Consider the following 14,957-nt stretch of genomic DNA (forward strand, 5'->3'; position numbering starts at 1 on the left):
ATGCTGAACCTTGCCGAATACCGCCAGCGGCCCGCGCTGCTGGCCGACTGGCTGCCCTGGGCCGGGCTGATCGGGCCGGGCGTCGTCTTGAACAAGGATGGCTCGTTCCAGCGCACGGCGCGTTTTCGTGGGCCGGATCTGGACAGCGCCACGCAAGGCGAGCTGATCGCCACGTCGGCTCGGCTCAACAACGCACTGCGCCGCCTGGGATCGGGCTGGGCCTTGTTCATCGAAGCCGAGCGCCGCCCGGCAGCAGGCTATCCACGTTCCGAGTTTCCCGAACCGCTATCTTGGTTGGTGGAAGAAGAGCGCCGTTCGGCCTTCGAGGAATCCGGCCACCACTACGAGAGCGCCTATCACCTGACGCTCGCGTACCTGCCGCCGGAGGAATCCCGCGCCCGCGCCGCCAAGATGCTCTATGAGAACGCGCCGGGCGACGGCGTGGACTGGCAGGGTCGGCTGGAAGCCTTCGTGGCGGAAACGGATCGCGTGTTCGACCTGCTCGATGGCGTGATGCCGGAGATTGCCTGGCTCGATGACAGCCAAACACTGACCTACCTGCACGCCACGGTGTCCACGCGGCACTACCGCGTGGGCGTGCCCGACGTGCCGTTCCATATAGACGCACTGTTGGCCGACTCCGCCCTGGTCGGTGGCCTCGCACCCATGCTGGGCGACCAGCACCTGCGCGTGGTGTCGGTGCGGGGCTTTCCGACTTCGACCTGGCCGGGGATTCTGGACGACCTCAACCGTCTGGGCTTCGGCTACCGCTGGAGCACGCGCTTTCTGTGCATGGACAAAGCCGAGGCGGAAAAAGAACTGGGCCGCCTGCGCCGCCAGTGGTTCGCCAAGCGCAAGAATGTCGTCGCGCTGTTGCGTGAAACGATCTTCCAGCAGGAAAGCCCGCTGGTCGATACCGACGCCAACAACAAGGCCGCCGATGCAGACGCCGCCTTGCAGGAGCTGGGCAGCGATCAGGTGGCCTTCGGCTACCTGACGGCTACCGTGACAGTGCTCGACACCGACCCGGCCGTGGCCGACGAGAAGCTGCGGATGGTGGAGCGCGTCATCCAGGGCCGGGGCTTCGTCACCATCCCCGAAACCCTCAATGCGGTGGATGCCTGGTTGTCGTCCATCCCTGGCAACGCCTATGCCAACGTGCGTCAGCCCATCGTCTCGACGCTGAATCTGGCGCACATGATGCCGCTGTCCGCCGTGTGGGCCGGGCCGGAGAGAAACGCGCATCTGGATGGCCCACCGCTGATCGTCACTCGCACCGATGGCGCAACGCCGTTCCGGCTGGTGACGCATATCGGCGACGTGGGCCACACGCTGGTCGCCGGGCCGACCGGCATGGGCAAATCGGTGCTACTCGCCACACTGGCGATGCAGTTTCGCCGCTATCCCGGCTCGCGCATCTTCGCCTTCGATATGGGCCGCTCCATGCGCGCCACCATCCTCGGGCTGGGCGGCGAGCATTACGACCTGGGCAATGACGGGGCGATTGCGTTCCAGCCATTGGCCCGCATCGACCAGGAGAGCTATCGCACCTGGGCCGCCGAATGGGTGGAAGGCCGCCTGTTGCATGAAGGTGTCGCCATCGGCCCGGACGAGAAGGCCGTGATCTGGTCGGCACTGGGCAGCCTCGCCGGTGCGCCGGTGGAGCAACGCACGCTGACGGGCCTGTCGGTGCTGCTGCAATCCAACGCACTGCGCCAGGCACTTGCGCCCTATGTGCTGGGCGGTGCCCACGGAAAGCTGCTGGACGCCGATGCCGACCGCCTGGGTTCCGGCAGCGTGCAGGGCTTCGAGATGGAAGAGCTGATGCACAGCAAGGCGGCGGTGCTGGCCGTGCTGGGCTACCTGTTCGCCCGCTTCGATGAACGCTTCGACGGCGCGCCCACGCTGCTGATCCTCGATGAAGCCTGGTTGTTTCTCGATGACCCGGTGTTCGCCGCCCGCATCCGCCAGTGGCTCAAGACGCTGCGCAAGAAGAACGTCAGTGTCATCTTCGCCACGCAATCGCTGGCCGACATCAAGGATTCGAGCATTGCCCCGGCGGTGATCGAAAGCTGCGCCAGTCGGATTTTTCTGCCGAACCCGCAGGCCACCGAGCCGCAGATCCGCACGATCTACGAAGGCTTCGGGCTGAACGCGCGCCAGATCGAGATCGTGGCGACCGCGCAGCCCAAGCGTGACTACTACTACCAATCGCGTCTGGGCAATCGCCTGTTCGACCTCGACCTGGGGCCAGCCACGCTGGCCTTTGCCGGGGCTTCCACCCCGCAAGACCAACGCGACATGGATCGCGTGCTGCTGGACGCCGGCACACCGGGCTTCGCCGGTGCTTGGTTGCGGGATCGCGGCCTCGATTGGGCTGCCGACCTGTTGCCGTCCACGCCGGCGGCAGCGTCCTTCCTTGCTTCACAACCCCTGGAGGTTTCACCATGAAGACCCAACCCCGTTTGCTGTCCGTCTCGCTTGCCGCCGTGCTGTCGGTGTCGCTGCTGGCCGTTCAGCCCGCATCCGCGCTGACGGTGTTCGACCCGTCCAACTTCGTGCAGAACACGCTGACCGCCGTGCGCACGCTGGAGCAGATCAACAACCAGATCAACCAGCTTCAGAACGAAGCCCAGATGCTGATGAACCAGGCACGCAATCTGGCGAATCTGGACTTCAACATCGTCAATCGGCTGCGCTCGACGCTGGCGACGACTGAACGTTTGATCGCCGAGGCGCGCGGCTTGGCCTACGACGTGCAGAGCATGGATGCCACCTTCGCTCGGCTGTACCCGGAGCAGTACGCCGCGACCGTCAGCGGCGACCAGATGCTGCGCGACGCGCAGGAACGCTGGAAGAACACGCTGAACGGCCTGCATACCGCGATGCGGATGCAGGCGCAGGTGTCGCAGAACCTGGCGCAAGACGAAAGCGCGTTGTCCGATCTGGTCAGCCAGAGTCAGTCCGCCACTGGTGCGCTGCAAGCGATGCAGGCGACCAACCAGCTTCTGGCCTTGCAGGCCAAGCAGTCCATCCAGGCACAGCAGCTCCAGATCACGCAGGAACGCGCTGCCGCGCTGGAACTGGCACGCCAGGCGGCGGCTGTCGAACGTGGCCGTGAAGTGACGCGCCGCTTCCTGGGTGATGGCACGCCCTACACGCCGCAGCGCGTGGATTTCTACGGCAACTGACGGGAGACGACCATGCGATGCGTTTCCTTGCTGTTGCCTGTGCTGCTGGTCGCTTGCAGCCAGCAGCCGACCGAAGACCTGGCCGCTGCCCTGGCAGCCGATCCCGTGCGGCTCAAGGCTTTGCGTGCGCAGTGTGCAGCCGACCGGGCTACGGCAGGCGAAGACGCTTGCCTGGCAGCGGCTGAAGCCTTCCGGCGGCGCTTCTTCGCCGGTGAAACCGGGCCTGACGAGTTCCGCACGCTGGCCGATCTGCCGCCGATCCCGCCGAGCTTCGACACACCCGCCAGTGAGCAGGACGCCATGCCTTTCGAGGGGGACGTGCCATGAATGACGTGACAGTGATCGACCGATTTCTCGCTACCTTCTCGCGCTACATCGACTCGGGCTTTGGGCTGCTGCAGGGCGAAGTCGCGTTCCTAACCGCCACGCTGATCGTCATCGACATGACCATCGCTGGGCTGTACTGGGCGATGAGCCACGCCACCGGCCAGGGCGATGACGTGATCGCCAAGCTGCTGCGCAAGGTGCTCTACGTCGGTGCGTTCGCCTACATCATCAACAACTTCAACTGGCTGGCCAGCATCGTGTTTCGCTCGTTCGCGGGCCTGGGCCTGACGGCCAGCGGCTCGACGATGAGCATGGGCGAGTTCCTGCAACCGGGACGCCTGGCCAAGACCGGCATCGACGCAGCAGCGCCGATCCTTGAGCAGATCAGTGACATGGCGGGCTTCCCAGAGGTGTTCGTGAACATGACGCCCATCGTGGTCATGTTCCTGGCCTGGGCGGTGGTGATCCTGTGCTTCTTCGTGCTGGCAATCCAGCTTTTCATCACGCTGATCGAGTTCAAGCTGACCACACTGGCGGGCTTCGTGCTGGTGCCGTTCGCGCTGTGGAACAAGACCAGCTTCCTCGCCGAGAAAGTGTTGGGCAACGTGGTGTCTTCGGGCATCAAGGTGCTGGTGCTGGCGGTCATCGTCGGCATCGGCTCGGGCCTGTTTGCTGAGTTCCAGGTGCATCCGGCCGAGCCGTCCATCGACCATGCGGTGGTCATTATGCTGGCCTCGCTCACGCTGCTGGCGTTGGGGATCTTCGGCCCTGGCATCGCCACCGGGCTGGTCTCCGGCGCACCGCAGTTGGGTGCCGGGGCAATGGCTGGTGCTGCGATTGGTGCCGCAGGCGCGGCGGTTGCCGTAGGTGCCGCCGCCACAGGCGTGGGCGGTGCTGTGATGGCCGGTGCGCGCATGGCACCGGCTGCCGCCAAGCTCGCCGGGTCTGGTGCGCGGGCCGCGACCTCGGCGGCTGGCAGCGCGAAGTCGGCTTTCCAGGCCGGTTCCGCCGCTGCGGGCGGCGGAGCCAAGGGCGCGATGGCCGGGCTGGGCAGTGTTGCCAAGGGCGGTGCACAGGCCGCTGGCCAGCGCGCTGGTGCTGGCATCAAGGCAGCAGCGGCCAAGGCCGCCGCACCATTCAAAGCAGGCTGGCAAGGCTCTGGTGCCGATGGCGGCTCAGGCGGTGGCACTGCGGGGCCAGCCGCCGCAGGCGATGCCGCTGGCAACACAGCCAACGCGCAGAAGCAAGAGCAGCCCGGTTGGGCCAAAAACCTGCAACGCCGCCAACGACTCACCCAGGCCACCACTGCGGCCGCGCACACGCTGCGCGGTGGCGACGGCGGCGGTTCGGGCCAAGGCCCGAGCCTGCGGGATTCCGATAGCTGACTTTCAAGGAGAACTCCATGCGATTCAAACGACCGCAGGTGCGCTATGCCGATGCGCCACAGCCTGCCACCCCGTATCAAGCCGCTGCCCAGGTCTGGGACGAGCGCATCGGCTCGGCCCGCGTACAGGCCAAGAACTGGCGGCTGATGGCCTTCGGCTGCCTGGTGCTCGCGCTGCTGATGGCCGGTGGCCTGGTGTGGCGCTCGGCCCAGTCCATCGTCACGCCCTATGTCATCGAGGTCGATCAGTCCGGCCAGGTGCGCACCGTGGGCGAAGCGGCCACGCCGTACCGGCCCACCGATGCGCAGACGGCGCACCACATCGCGCGCTTCGTGACGCTGGTGCGCTCGCTGTCCATCGACCCCATCGTCGTGCGCCAGAACTGGCTCGATGCCTACGACTACACCACCGATCGGGGCGCGGCGGTGCTCAACGACTACGCGCGGGTGAATGACCCGTTCGCCCGCATCGGCAAGGAGTCGGTGACGGTGCAGATCACCAGTGTGGTTCGCGCCAGCGATGCGTCGTTCAACGTGCGCTGGACAGAACGCCGCTACGTCAATGGCGCGGCGGCCGGGCTGGAGCGATGGACGGCGGTGGTGTCCATCGTGCAGCAGACCCCGCGCACCGAAGAACGCCTGCGCCGCAACCCGCTGGGCATCTACGTCAATGGCTTGTCGTGGAGCCGTGAACTGGATTCTTCTGAAGGAGCCAAACCATGAATGCACATTTCCATAAAACCGCATTGCCGCTGATCCTGCTGGCATCGACTGTTCTGTTTGCGGGCTGCGCCACGCAGGGCAAACCGCCGCCGGTGATCTCGCTCGATGAGCCGGTGCAGGCCCAGCCGTTGCCCGAGCTGCCCAAGCCCATCGAAGTCGTGGCGGTGCCCGAGCCTTTGGCATTGCCAGCGCAGTTGAAGCCGCTGCCGGACGTTGATGCGGCCCCGATGGCACCGGAGCCTGCCGATGAGAAGGTGCGCGTCTCGCGCGCCAACGCCGAAGCACGGATCGCACCGACCCGTGAGGGCTACGTCAATGCGATTCAGGTTTGGCCCTTCACCGATGGCGCGCTGTACCAGGTCTATGCGTCCGTGGGGCGCGTGACGGTGATCGCGCTCCAGCCCGGCGAGGAACTGGTGACGGTCGCTGCCGGCGACACGGTGCGCTGGATCGTGGGCGACACCTCCAGTGGCAGCGGGGCCGATCTTCGCGTCAATGTGCTGGTCAAACCTATCCGTTCCAGCTTGAAGACCAATCTGGTCATCACCACCAGCCGCAGGACGTACCTGCTGGAACTGACTTCGACCGACAAGGCATGGATGGCGTCGGTGTCCTGGGACTACCCCAAGGATCGGATGCTGGCCTTGCAGCGCCAGGCACAGGCTGCCAGCGCTGCCGCGCCGGTCGATGCAGGCTTGTCGCTGGAGAACATCCGCTTTCGCTATGCCATCAGCGGCAGCAATCCGCCGTGGAAGCCGCTGCGCGCCTTCGATGATGGCGAGAAGGTCTATATCCAGTTTCCGGCAGGCATCGCCCAGGGCGAGCTGCCGCCGTTGTTCGTCATCGGTGCGCAGGGTGACGGGCAATTGGTGAACTACCGCTTCCGCTCGCCGTACTACATCGTGGATCGCCTGTTCGGTGCAGCCGAACTGCGCCTGGGCGCTGACAAGGGAGATGTGGTGCGCATCGAGCGCACGGATGGCATCGCCGGGAGGAACTGAGCATGAGCCAGGACGACATTCCCGACCTTGCCACGCCGCAGGCGGACAAGGTGGCACCCGAGGCGGTGGCGCTGCGCGCCCAACCGCGCCCGGTCACGCGCCTGAACCGGCGCACGCTGGCCATCCTCGCCGGCGGCCTGTCGGTTGGCGTGATGGGCGCGCTGATCTGGTCGCTGCAACCGCAGCAACGCGGTGCAGGCGAATCCACCGAACTGTACAACGTGGATCGCGTGTCCAAGTCGGAAGGGCTGGATGCGCTGCCGACAGACTATTCCAAGCTGCCAGCGTTGCCGCCTGACGTGCCGGAGCTGGGGCCTCCTTTGCCTGGCGACTTGGGGCCAGCCATCGTGAACTCGCAGCAGCCTGTCGCCGCCACCTATGCCGCGCCCGGCTACGACCCCAACGATGCGTTGCGCAAGGAAGCAGAAGCGGCGGCAGCTTCATCGGTGTTCTTCCGCACGGGTTCCCCGCAGGCCGCGCCCGTGGCGCAGTCGCAGGTCGCTGCCGCACCAGGCTTCGCCGCCAATGCCGCTTTTGATCCGCTGGCCGCGGGCCCGGCCTCGACGGCGGCCCAGCCTGCTGATCCGACTGCCGTGCAGAACCGGCAAGACCAGAAAGAGGCGTTCCTGACTGGCGGCTCTGCGGAAACCCGTAACTCCGGTAACCTGCAAATGCCCGCATCTCCATATCAGGTGATGGCCGGAGCGGTCATTGCCGGGGCACTGGTCACGGGCATCAAGTCCGACCTGCCGGGCGACGTGATCGCCACGGTGACGGAGCCGATCTACGACACGGCCACTGGCAAGTTCCTACTCATCCCGCAGGGTTCGCGCATCCTGGGCAAGTACAACAGCCAGGTCAGCTACGGGCAGAGCCGCGTGCAGGTGGTGTGGAACCGTATCATCCTGCCGGACACGTCTTCGCTCACGCTCGACAACCTGATCGGCACCGACCCGGCGGGCTATGCCGGTCTGGAAGACGACGTGGACTGGCATTGGGATCGGATCTTTGCCGGTGCCGTGCTGACCACGCTGCTGGGCGTCGGTGCCGAACTGGCCGCACCCGAGAACCGCCAGGACGGTGATCGCGTCATCATCGCCGGGCGTGACAGCCTGCAGGACGCCGTGAACCAGGTCGGCCAGGAAGTGACTCGGCGCAACCTCAACATCCAGCCCACGCTGACCAGCCGCCCCGGTTTGCCGGTGCGCATCATCGTCAACCGCGATCTGGTGCTGCGGCCCTATCAGCCGCTGTTCTTCAACAAGGGGACTTCACGATGAGCACAACCAGGAAACTGCGGCTGGGGCCGCTGCCCAAGATCGAGAGCGTGAAGCTGACCTTCGCCTGCCCGGCCAGCTTGAAAGCCGATCTCGACCGCTACGCCGCGCTGCATGCCCAGGCGTATGGTGAGGCGGTCGATGCCACGACGCTGATCCCGCACATGCTGGAGGCGTTCATGGCGGGGGATCGGGGATTTCGGAAGTCCACCGTACCGCGAGTTCGTTCGTCACCTGAAAGTAGCTAGGTGCCTATTGTGTCGTGTAAGGCTGTGTTTGAAGTGGCAAGGTCAGCTCTGCAACCAAGCCGCCACCGTCCCTGGGCTTCAGGGTCAGCGTGCCATCGAAACGCTCGGCAATGGCGCGCACGATGGAGATGCCCAGGCCGGCGCCGTCGCTACGTTTTCTCCCATGATCCGCTCGCCAGAATCGCCTGCCTGCTTGCGTGGCCTGCTCGGCACTCAGGCCCGGCCCTCGGTCGGCCACGCGAATGGTGCAATGCTTTTCCGCGTTGTCGAACTGAACCGACACCTCGATGCGGGTCTGTTCCGGCGAGTAGCGCAACGCATTGTCCACCAGGTTGCGAATCGCCGTTCCCAACATGGATCGAGGGACGATGCTGCCCGCATCGTCACCTTGCGTTGTAAGGCTGACTCTCGCCCTGGCAGTTCCTTCCATTGTGTCGAGCGCATCGTTGACGCAAGACCACACGGATTCGCACCGGTCTGCCGGTTCCACAGTCGCTTCGGCATGGGCCAACGTCATCATCTGATCCAGCGTTCTTCTCAGTCGGCGAACGCCTTCTTCAGCACTCGACAGGGAGGATTGTGCCTCTTCGCCGTCGGTCAAACGGATGACCTGCAGGTGCGTGTCGATGACGGTCAAGGGGGTTCGCAGTTCGTGCGCAGCCGCGTCGGTGAATGCCCGCTGGCTGGACAGCGCCTGGGCCAGCCTTCCCATGAGTGCGTTCATGGCATCCAGCACCGGGCGCAGCTCCTTCGGGGCGTGCTGCACCTCAATCGGGGTGGTGTCGTCCACTTCCTTGCTGCGCAACTGTCTGCGCAAATTTTTCAGTGGAGATAGGCCACGGCCAATGCCGATCCACAGCGCTGCCAGGCCGCCCAGGAAAGCAATCAGGAAGGGAACGCCTGCTGCGCGGAGCATTTCTTGCGTCAGCACATGGCGCTGGTCAATGCGGTCGGCGGTCGTGATCTGGTAACCATCGGTTCTAAGAACATAAACGCGCCATTGCTGCCCCTCAACCTCACGGGTGCTCAGGCCGGCGGGAAGGTCGTCAAAGGCTGAATGTGGACTCGGGATGGTGCGGGCCAGGACTTCACCGCGCAGCGAGCGGATCTCGCAGGCAATGCCTTCACTGCCGCTGATGCGAACGGCCTCACTGAAATCGGTGCTGGTCGATTGCGGCCCCAAGGCCGCGCGATCCAGCAGCCCCGAGACCATGCGTGCCGACATGGCCAGTCGCCCGTCCAGCGTCCGATCCAGATTGGCCTGTACGCCCCGCATCATCCATCCCGCTGCTGCCCCCCAAAGGACAAGCAGCGCAATGCCTGCGATCAGTACGGCGCGAAGGCGCAGGCTCATGCGTGCTGCCTCCACCCTAAACGGTAGCCGAGTCCGCGTGCTGTTTCGATGGCCTCAGCGCCCAGTTTGCGTCTGACGTTGTGGATGTGGACGTTGAGCGCGTTGCTGCCCACTTCCTCATTGAGCCCATAGAGGCGTTCGTTCAGTACGTCTGGTGGAATCCAGCCCCCTTTGGCACCTGCCAGATGCACCAGCAGATCAACTTCGCGCCGCGACAAGACGACTGGCTCGTCGTTGAACCAGGCTTGGCCACTTTCCGGTTCAACCCGCAGCGGGCCTGCTTCGATGATGGGGACTGTCCTGCCTTGCGTGCGTCTGACAAGGGCATGCAGGCGCGCCGCCAGCTCGCGCAAGTCAAACGGCTTGATCAGGTAGTCGTCAGCGCCGCTATGCAAGCCAGACAAGCGATGCTCCACAGAGTCCCGTGCGGAGAGGATGATGATCGGTAGCGTAGGCTCGAAGGCGCGCATCACGCCCAGTAACTCAATGCCATCACGATCCGGTAGTCCCAGATCGAGCACCATGGCGTGAAATACGTCTTCTGCCTGCGCGGCTTCCGCCTCGGCAGCAGTACAGACATGCTGCACCGTAATACCGTGCTTGCGCAGTCCGATCACGATGCCTTGGCCGATCAGTTCGTCGTCCTCCACTAGCAATGCTCGCATTCACGCTTCCACTTTTTATTCCCAAAGGGTCATGTTAGGCCAGAACCAATTTTTGGGTTGGAAAGCATCTCGCAGATAGGAAACGATCGGTCGCGCTCCCAATCTGCGATCAGCTTGGTGGTGCTGGCGTGCGCAGTATTCACCGCACGGCAGGCGAAAGAGTCTGATCCCATGCCCAGGTCAAAGACGCATCATTCAGTTGTCCCGCCAGCGCATCAAGTTGTAGTCGGTGCATCGTCAATTGAACTCTGGCTTCATCAAGGGCTAAGAGTGCGGACGCTCGTTCATGCTCGGCATTGAGCAGATCAAGGGTGTTACGGTCGCCAGCACGTAGGCCAACACGGGTGGCATCCAGTTGGGCCTGACTGGCCAGGGCGGCCGCGTCCAATGCCCTGATGCGTGTACTTCCCGACGTCAACCCAAGCCACGCGCTGCGCACGGCCTGGCTGACTTGTTGCCGGGCGAGCTGCTGCTGTGCCTGCGCCTGAGTCAGCGCATGGATGGCCTCGCTTTTCTGGGCGCTACGCAGGCCGCTGGTGGAGAGAGGGATCGTCAGTTGCAATCCGACCCACGTTTGGCGTCCATGATTGATTGCCCGTTCTGCCGGGCCTTGGCCGTTGCTGTGCTCTCCGCCCGCCTTGAGTACCAGATCGAGCTTCGTACCGTCCAACGGCCCCAGCCGTTCCACCTGCTGCGAGACCGCCGCGATGTTCTGCCCCATGAGCAGGATCTTCGGATTGTGCTGCATGGCCTTGCTCTGCCAGAGATCCATATCACCGGCATCAGGAGCGGCATGCAGATTCTGCGGCAGTCGTGCGACGCCTGCCGGCAGGTTGGCCTGCGTCAGATTGATCAAGTCATGCTGGCGCAGATTCAGATCAGTCTCCGCAACCAGTACCTGCGCGCGGACAGCCTGGGCGCGCGCCTCAGCTTCATGTACATCCGTGATCGGGCTGTCCCCCAGCCTGAAACGCTCCTGCGTTTCCTGAAGAATATGTTCGACCGCCTGCTGCTGTTGACTCAGGACGCGCAGCTTCTGTTCCGATAGCGCCAGTTGGAAGTAGGACGAGATGACGTCCAGCATCAGCGCATCGCGAGCGGCGCGCCATTGCAGTTCCGCCTCGGAGGCAGAGATGTCCAGAAGGCGCTTGGTGGCTGTGCGCTGCGGGTCAATCAAGGGTTGAGCGACCTGCACGCCCCAGCTTCCCGTTCGGGCGCGTTGCGCATCGGTGCCGAAGCGCACGTTGTCGCTTTGCCCGAATCCGGGCGCGGAAAACTGGGCACCTCGAATGTCACTGCTCATCTCTCCATATCCGGCACTGCCGGTAAGCGTGACATCGGGCCGCCATAGCGCGCCGGCTTGCGATTTTCGGCTTTCCCCTGCGGCCCGTGTGGCGGTCGCAACCTGCATGGCCGGTGCATGGGTTTGCGCCATCTCCCACAGCTCAGGCAAGGAAGCCGAGTGGGCCGTCAAGCTGCCCCCAAGGCTGCACGCAAGCACCAGGGCTTTGATGGGGATGGAGGCAATAGACTGTCGAAATGGTTTTTTCATGATCAGATGTCCTGGGCAGGAGACGCAGTCGTGGGCGTTTTCCCGCGATAGGCCATGTAGTAGAGCAACGGGATGAGCACCAGGGTCATCAGCGCGGAGACCAGGATGCCGAAGATCAACGAGATCGCCAGGCCATTGAAGATCGGGTCATCCAGAATGAAGAAGGCGCCAGCCATGGCGGCGATGCCGGTCAAGAGAATGGGTTGCGCGCGCGTGATTGCCGAGCGCATGACGGCTTCTTCCAGGGCAACGCCGTCTTCCACCTGTCGGCGGATGAAATCGACCAGCAGGATCGAATGACGCACGATGATGCCGGCCAAGGCGATCATGCCGATCATGCTGGTCGCGGTGAACTTCGCCCCGAGCAGGGCATGGCCAGGCATGACGCCAATCAGGGTCAGCGGGATGGGTGCCATGATGATCAAAGGTGTCAGGTAGGAACGGAACTGCGCCACTACCAGCAGGTAAATCATCAGCAACCCGACCGCGTAGGCGGCACCCATGTCACGGAAGGTTTCGTAGGTGATTTGCCACTCGCCATCCCACTTGAGGCCGTAATCGCGCCAGGTGTCGGCAGGTGCCTCGATGAACGCTTCGACCAGCGGCCCGTCATTGGGTGTTTGCAGTCCCGACAAGGCATCGCGAACGGCAAACATGCCGTACAAAGGGCTGTCGTTCTTGCCTGCCATGTCGGCAGTCACATAGTGAACGGGCAACAAGTCCTTGCGGAAGGCCGGTTGCTCGCGCACGCCTTCGGTCAGTGTCACGAACTCGCGGATCGGAACCGCCTGGCCGCTGCTGGTGCGCACGCGTAACTGCAGCAAGGTGTCCAGATCGCCATGACGTTCGGCGGGCAGTTGCAGCACCGTCGGCACGGGATACTTGCTTTGGTTGTGCAGCCATGTCGCGGCGTCTCCCGACAGTCCCGCCTGCAGCGTGGTCACGATGTCCTGTTGCGAAACCCCAAGCAAGGCAGCCTTGCTGCGATCAATCACCAACTGAGTGCGTGGCGCGGCCTCAATGCTGCTGTCATCCACATCGACGACGCCAGGTGTCGATTCAAAGATGGCGCGCAGACCTTCTGCGACGGCCTTACGACCCGCCGCATCCGGGCCATACACTTCGGCCACGATGGGAGCCAGCACCGGCGGCCCCGATGGCACTTCCACGACTTTGAGGTCGGCACCGTAACGTGCCGCGATAGCTTGCAGTTCGGGGCGCATCCGCATGGCGACAGCATGGCTCTGCTCCGAACGATCAGCCTTGCCGACCATGTTGACCTGCAAGTCGCCGACATCGCCGTTGCGCCGCAGCGCGTATTGACGAACCAGCCCGTTGAAGGTGATGGGGGCGGACGTACCCGCATAGGCCTGCCAGTCGGTCACCTCTGGTTGTTGCGCGACATAGGCGGAGAGTTCGCGCAACACCGAAGCGGTTTGTTCCAAAGGTGTTCCCGCCGGCATGTCGAGCATGATCTGCAGCTCGGACTTGTTGTCGAACGGCAGCATTTTGAGGATCACCAATCCGGCAACCGGAAGCGCTAGCGACAGGCCGACCAGGGACAGGGCTCCCAACGTCACGGCAAGCCGCCGACGCGCACCGCGCTGGGCATCCAGCAAGGGCTTGAAGATGGCCTCAAGCACCGTGGCCATACGTGCGGTGAGTCCACCCGATCCCGCATGAGCGGGCGATTTCTTCATCCAGATCCGGCAAAGCCAAGGTGTGACCGTGAACGCGATGGCCAGCGACAGCAGCATGCCCATGCTGGCATTGATCGGGATGGGACTCATGTATGGCCCCATCAGGCCGGTGACAAAGGCCATAGGAAGCAGTGCAGCGATGACGGCGAAGGCGGCCAGGATGGTGGCACCGCCCACTTCGTCGACAGCGCCGGGGATGATCTGCGCCAGTGTCTTTTCGGGGTATAGCGCCTGGTGCCGGTGGATGTTTTCGACCACCACGATGGCATCATCGACCAGGATGCCGATCGAGAAGATCAGCGCAAACAGTGAAACGCGGTTCAGCGTGAAGCCCCACGCCCAAGAGGCGAACAAGGTCGCCGCCAACGTCAGTACGACAGCGACCCCGACGATGGCGGCTTCGCGCCGGCCTAGCGCCAGGAATACCAGCGCCACCACGGACACCGTGGCGAACAGCAGCTTCTGCATCAACTGCTGGGCCTTGTCGTTGGCGGTGGCACCATAGTTGCGCGTAATGACTGTTTCCACCTCATGGGGAATCAGGGTGTTCTTAAGTTCCTCCATCCGCTCGACCAGTGCGTTTGCGACACTGATGGCGTTCTCGCCCGGCTTTTTCGTGATGGCCAGGGTGATGGCGGGATATTCGCGACCCGCAGTCTGCGCCGCGTCGCCGACTTCGCCATGCCATACATACTGCGTCGCGGGGCGCGCGCCATCGCGCACCGTGGCAACGTCGCGCAGATAAACGGGGCGTCCATCGTGCACGCCAACAACCAACTCAGAGACTTCTTGCGCATCCCCAAGGAACGTACCCGCCTCAAGCCGCACTGCACGGTTGGCCCCCAGCAGTTCACCCACCGGCATGCCGACATTCGCTGTCTGCAACGCATGGCGCAAGTCGGAGATGGCAAGGCCACGGCTGGCCATCCGTTCTGCGTCCAGTTCGATGTTGATGGCACGCCCAGGGCCGCCGATCGCGTAGACATCGCGTGCGCCGGGAACCCGCTTGAGTTCGGTTTCGATGCTGTGCGCGACATGTTGCAGATCCAGCGCACTCGCATCGTCGTCGCGCGAGAACAGTGTCAGCGCCACGATGGGAACATCATCGACGCCCAATGCTTCGACCAAGGGTGAACCAATCCCGAGACCTTGGGGAAACCTGTCGGCATGTGCGCTCAACGTCTCGTTAAGCCGTACCACGGCTTCCTCACGCGGTACGCCAACATGGTATTCGACCGTCAGGATGGCGATGCCCGGCTGCGTGACGGCCATGACATGCTTGACACCCTCTATCCGAGACAGGAACTGCTCGGCGGGAATGGTGACCATCTGCTCGACATCAACGACCGAGGCCCCTGGAAACGGTACGGTGACACTGGCTATCGTCACGTCGATCTGCGGTTCTTCCTCGCGAGGCGTAACCAAAATGGCGAACACCCCGAGCAAGAGTGCGACCAGGGCCAACAAGGGCGTGATCTGAGTGTTCTGAAAGTACGCGGCAAGACGCCCTGTAAGGGCCAGGCGATGACTCATGA

The 14,957-nt window shown here is 63.9% G+C and carries 12 protein-coding genes; 8 read left to right on the forward strand and 4 right to left on the reverse strand.

Annotated elements, in window-relative coordinates; all coding sequences use genetic code 11:
* Genes trbE through WBR68_RS10240 form a run of 8 tightly spaced genes read left to right on the forward strand, consistent with a single transcriptional unit; the run spans position 1 to position 8,151 of the window.
* Positions 1-2,451: a conjugal transfer protein TrbE gene (gene trbE, locus WBR68_RS10205; protein ID WP_153855201.1), complete on the forward strand. Its 2,451-nt coding sequence runs from the start codon at positions 1-3 to the stop codon at positions 2,449-2,451.
* On the forward strand, positions 2,448-3,191 hold the full coding sequence (trbJ, locus tag WBR68_RS10210) for a P-type conjugative transfer protein TrbJ (protein WP_034395004.1): 744 nt from the start codon (positions 2,448-2,450) through the stop codon (positions 3,189-3,191). The genes trbE and trbJ overlap by 4 nt, the downstream gene beginning before the upstream one ends.
* A 12-nt stretch (positions 3,192-3,203) precedes the next feature.
* The gene (locus WBR68_RS10215) at positions 3,204-3,518 is read left to right on the forward strand and encodes a lipoprotein (RefSeq protein ID WP_034395002.1); all 315 of its coding nucleotides are present in this window, start codon (positions 3,204-3,206) and stop codon (positions 3,516-3,518) included.
* Entirely contained in the window at positions 3,515-4,903 is a 1,389-nt protein-coding gene (trbL, locus tag WBR68_RS10220) for a P-type conjugative transfer protein TrbL (RefSeq protein WP_034395001.1), read from the forward strand. The genes WBR68_RS10215 and trbL overlap by 4 nt, the downstream gene beginning before the upstream one ends.
* 17 nt (positions 4,904-4,920) lie before the next feature.
* Complete coding sequence (gene trbF, locus WBR68_RS10225) at positions 4,921-5,625, forward strand: conjugal transfer protein TrbF (RefSeq protein ID WP_034394997.1); 705 nt, start codon at positions 4,921-4,923, stop codon at positions 5,623-5,625.
* Entirely contained in the window at positions 5,622-6,626 is a 1,005-nt protein-coding gene (trbG, locus tag WBR68_RS10230) for a P-type conjugative transfer protein TrbG (protein WP_034394993.1), read from the forward strand. Before trbF ends, trbG begins: the two co-directional genes overlap by 4 nt.
* Positions 6,627-6,628: 2 nt before the next feature.
* On the forward strand, positions 6,629-7,906 hold the full coding sequence (locus WBR68_RS10235) for a TrbI/VirB10 family protein (protein ID WP_034394991.1): 1,278 nt from the start codon (positions 6,629-6,631) through the stop codon (positions 7,904-7,906).
* Positions 7,903-8,151 carry a DUF2274 domain-containing protein gene (locus WBR68_RS10240; RefSeq protein WP_034394987.1) on the forward strand — a complete coding sequence of 83 codons (249 nt, stop codon included), beginning with the start codon at positions 7,903-7,905 and terminating at the stop codon, positions 8,149-8,151. Before WBR68_RS10235 ends, WBR68_RS10240 begins: the two co-directional genes overlap by 4 nt.
* Before the next feature lie 4 nt (positions 8,152-8,155).
* On the opposite strand, the gene WBR68_RS10245 is transcribed toward WBR68_RS10240, so the two are convergent.
* The 4 genes from WBR68_RS10245 to WBR68_RS10260 form a co-directional block, all read right to left on the reverse strand.
* A complete protein-coding gene (locus tag WBR68_RS10245; RefSeq protein WP_034394984.1) occupies positions 8,156-9,505 on the reverse strand; it encodes an ATP-binding protein in 1,350 nt (449 codons plus the stop codon).
* Positions 9,502-10,170 carry a response regulator gene (locus WBR68_RS10250; protein WP_034394980.1) on the reverse strand — a complete coding sequence of 223 codons (669 nt, stop codon included), beginning with the start codon at positions 10,168-10,170 and terminating at the stop codon, positions 9,502-9,504. The genes WBR68_RS10245 and WBR68_RS10250 overlap by 4 nt, the downstream gene beginning before the upstream one ends.
* 139 nt (positions 10,171-10,309) lie before the next feature.
* Positions 10,310-11,722, reverse strand: a complete 1,413-nt coding sequence (locus tag WBR68_RS10255; RefSeq protein ID WP_034394977.1) for a TolC family protein — start codon at positions 11,720-11,722, stop codon at positions 10,310-10,312.
* A gap of 2 nt (positions 11,723-11,724) precedes the next feature.
* A complete protein-coding gene (locus tag WBR68_RS10260) occupies positions 11,725-14,955 on the reverse strand; it encodes an efflux RND transporter permease subunit (protein WP_230694103.1) in 3,231 nt (1,076 codons plus the stop codon).
* Positions 14,956-14,957 lie beyond the last annotated feature (2 nt).

Origin of the sequence: Achromobacter sp. JD-1, from assembly GCF_038594925.1 — a bacterium.
In the GTDB taxonomy this organism is placed as follows: Bacteria; Pseudomonadota; Gammaproteobacteria; order Burkholderiales; family Burkholderiaceae_B; genus Achromobacter; species Achromobacter spanius_C.